Annotated in this window: 3 protein-coding genes and 1 pseudogene; 3 read left to right on the plus strand and 1 reads right to left on the minus strand. The window is 61.8% G+C overall.

Annotated elements, in window-relative coordinates:
- From VZ95_RS24515 to VZ95_RS19215, 3 genes and pseudogenes are all read left to right on the plus strand, one after another.
- A pseudogene (locus VZ95_RS24515) lies at positions 1 to 214 on the plus strand (leucyl/phenylalanyl-tRNA--protein transferase); the annotation flags it as partial.
- On the plus strand, positions 201 to 749 hold the full coding sequence (locus VZ95_RS19210; protein ID WP_045777294.1) for a sigma-70 family RNA polymerase sigma factor: 549 nt from the start codon (positions 201 to 203) through the stop codon (positions 747 to 749). The pseudogene VZ95_RS24515 and the gene VZ95_RS19210, both read left to right, overlap by 14 nt.
- The gene (locus tag VZ95_RS19215) at positions 746 to 1,633 is read left to right on the plus strand and encodes an anti-sigma factor (RefSeq protein WP_045777295.1); all 888 of its coding nucleotides are present in this window, start codon (positions 746 to 748) and stop codon (positions 1,631 to 1,633) included. The genes VZ95_RS19210 and VZ95_RS19215 overlap by 4 nt, the downstream gene beginning before the upstream one ends.
- Positions 1,634 to 1,652: 19 nt before the next feature.
- On the opposite strand, the gene VZ95_RS24520 is transcribed toward VZ95_RS19215, so the two are convergent.
- On the minus strand, positions 1,653 to 2,174 hold the full coding sequence (locus VZ95_RS24520; protein ID WP_156995425.1) for a hypothetical protein: 522 nt from the start codon (positions 2,172 to 2,174) through the stop codon (positions 1,653 to 1,655).
- Positions 2,175 to 2,229 lie beyond the last annotated feature (55 nt).

Raw genomic sequence — 2,229 nt, forward strand, 5'->3', positions numbered from 1 at the left:
CTATCTCGTGGCGCAGTTGCGGGCGGGCGGCTTCACTTTGCTGGACACGCAGTTTAAGACCGATCACCTCGCCCAATTCGGCGTTATCGAAATCGCGCGGGCGGACTATCGCAGAAGACTGGACGAAGCCCTGCCAATCCAGGCAGTGTTTGGCCGTATAGTTTTAGGACAGCCGCTGTCGTTGGAGGACGTAATCCACTATGCGGGATGCTGAGACGCTGGATCTTGCCGACCTCTTAACGCGCGTCCCTTCCGGGGACGAAGGCGCGTTCGCCACCCTGTATCGACAGACGGGACCGCATCTATATGGCGTCGCCCTCCGTATCACTAGGGATCGGTCCAGTGCCGAAGACGTGGTGCAGGATGTTCTGACGAAACTATGGTCGGGGGCCGCGCGGTTCGAAGCCGGGCGGGGCTCGCCCCTGGGGTGGCTGCTCACGATGGCGCGCAATCGGGCGCTCGATCTCATCGCACGGCGCGGGCGCGATGCCCCGCTGCCCGAGGAGTTCGATGAACTGCCCGACCCGGCGGAAGACGCGCTTTCGGCCCTGGCAGGCCGCGAGGATGCCGATCGCCTCCGCGCCTGCCTAGACGTGCTGACGGACGATCAACGCCGGGCGATTCTGGTCGCTTTCTTCGATGGGGCGACCCATGAGGAGGCGGCGGAACACCTCGAAACGCCCCTGGGCACAGTCAAAAGCTGGGTCCGCCGGGGCCTGTTGAAACTGAAAGGGTGCCTGGGATCATGAGCGCCTTGGATCGGGATACGCTAACGGTTTTGGCGGGCGAATATGTGCTCGGCACGCTGCGCGGTCGCGCGCGCCAGGAGTTCGAAAACCTCTGCGAAATGGACCCGGAGATTGCCGGGGCGCGCGACGCCTGGGAAGCGCATCTCGCGCCGCTCCTTACCGTCGCCCCCACCGTTGCGCCGCCCGAAACCCTCTGGGCGCATCTCAGCGATGCCTTGGGCTTCGAGGTGATCTCCGACCGCCGGAGCGCCGACCGGGGCGCGGTGACGGAAGACGTGCCTTACGCCGACGATCTGCCGCCCGCCGCCGAAATCATCCAACTGCGCCGCAGCCTTGGGCGCTGGCGCGTGACCACCGTGATGATCGGCATGGCGGTGGCCGCCGGGCTGGTGAGTATCGTTCTGGTGCGCCCGGACCTGCTGCGCGCGCCAACGCCCGCGCCGGTGCAAGTCGCCGAAGCCCCGCCAACGGTGGAGCCCGCCCCCCTGCGCCCGATGCTGGTGGCCGTCATGCTCAACGAACAGCAAGACCCCTGGTGCGTCATCCGCGAAGGGGCACCCGACGGCAAACTGACCCTCACCCTGCTGAAACCCATGCCCGACGATGGGCTGGACCGCGAACTCTGGATCGTCGGTGACGATAGCGTGCCGAAATCCCTCGGCCTCATCACCCAAAGCGGCCTCTCCATCGACCCCGCCGTCGAAACCGCACCGGGCCGCCTGATGGCCGTGAGCCGCGAACCGAAGGGCGGCTCCCCCACGGGTGCCCCGACGGGTCCGATTTTTCGCCAGCGGGAAACTGGTGAAACTGATGGATTTTTAGGGCGTAGCGCGTCCGCCAGGGGCGCTGCCCCTGGACCCCGCCTAAGGGGCAGCGCCCCTTAGGTATCGGCGGGTTTGCAGACTATTTGAGTGCGTCGAGGCGTGCCCGGACTTGTGCCGTTACTGCTTGGATTGCTGGTTCGGGGGCATTGGCAAAGCGGTGGAGATAGTCTTCATAGATGGATTTGGCTTGGCTTTTCTGATTGCTTGAGTTTTCTAATAGTATACCCTTGTCACGAAGAGCTAGGGCGACCTGCATACGTAGCATCGAAGCGGGATCGTCTTGAAAACGGCGAAATACCTCATCGTAAGTAGCGAGCGCTGACTCAGGTTGAGGCGGGAAAAGCTTTAAGAGCTGACTGGCTTTACTATTGAGAGCCCTGGCAACATTTTCTCTAACAAAAAGAGTTGGATCGGATCCAAATCGGCGAATAATTTCGTCATAGATCGCTATCGCAGCCTCATTCTGGGGCGGTGGGAGATGTGTCAGTACGCTCGCTTTATTGTTTAATGATACTGCAATTATCTCATGCAAATTTGGGTCGGCAGTGTAGCGGCGGTTGATTTCGTCATAGGCTGCGATTGCGGCTTGATATTCGCCCATAATTCCAAAATGTTATCGCTCTACCAATAAGGGCGCTCGCAACCTGCTTCCGGAG

The sequence above is a fragment of the Elstera litoralis genome (assembly GCF_000963705.1).
Taxonomy (GTDB): Bacteria; Pseudomonadota; Alphaproteobacteria; order Elsterales; family Elsteraceae; genus Elstera; species Elstera litoralis.

What these genes read in the sequence shown, in the direction of transcription:
- VZ95_RS19210 (WP_045777294.1), top strand. Translation starts at nt 201, where the DNA reads ATGCGGGATGCTGAGACGCTGGATCTTGCCGACCTCTTAACGCGCGTC.
- VZ95_RS19215 (WP_045777295.1), top strand. Translation starts at nt 746, where the DNA reads ATGAGCGCCTTGGATCGGGATACGCTAACGGTTTTGGCGGGCGAATAT.
- VZ95_RS24520 (WP_156995425.1), bottom strand. Translation starts at nt 2,174, where the DNA reads ATGGGCGAATATCAAGCCGCAATCGCAGCCTATGACGAAATCAACCGC.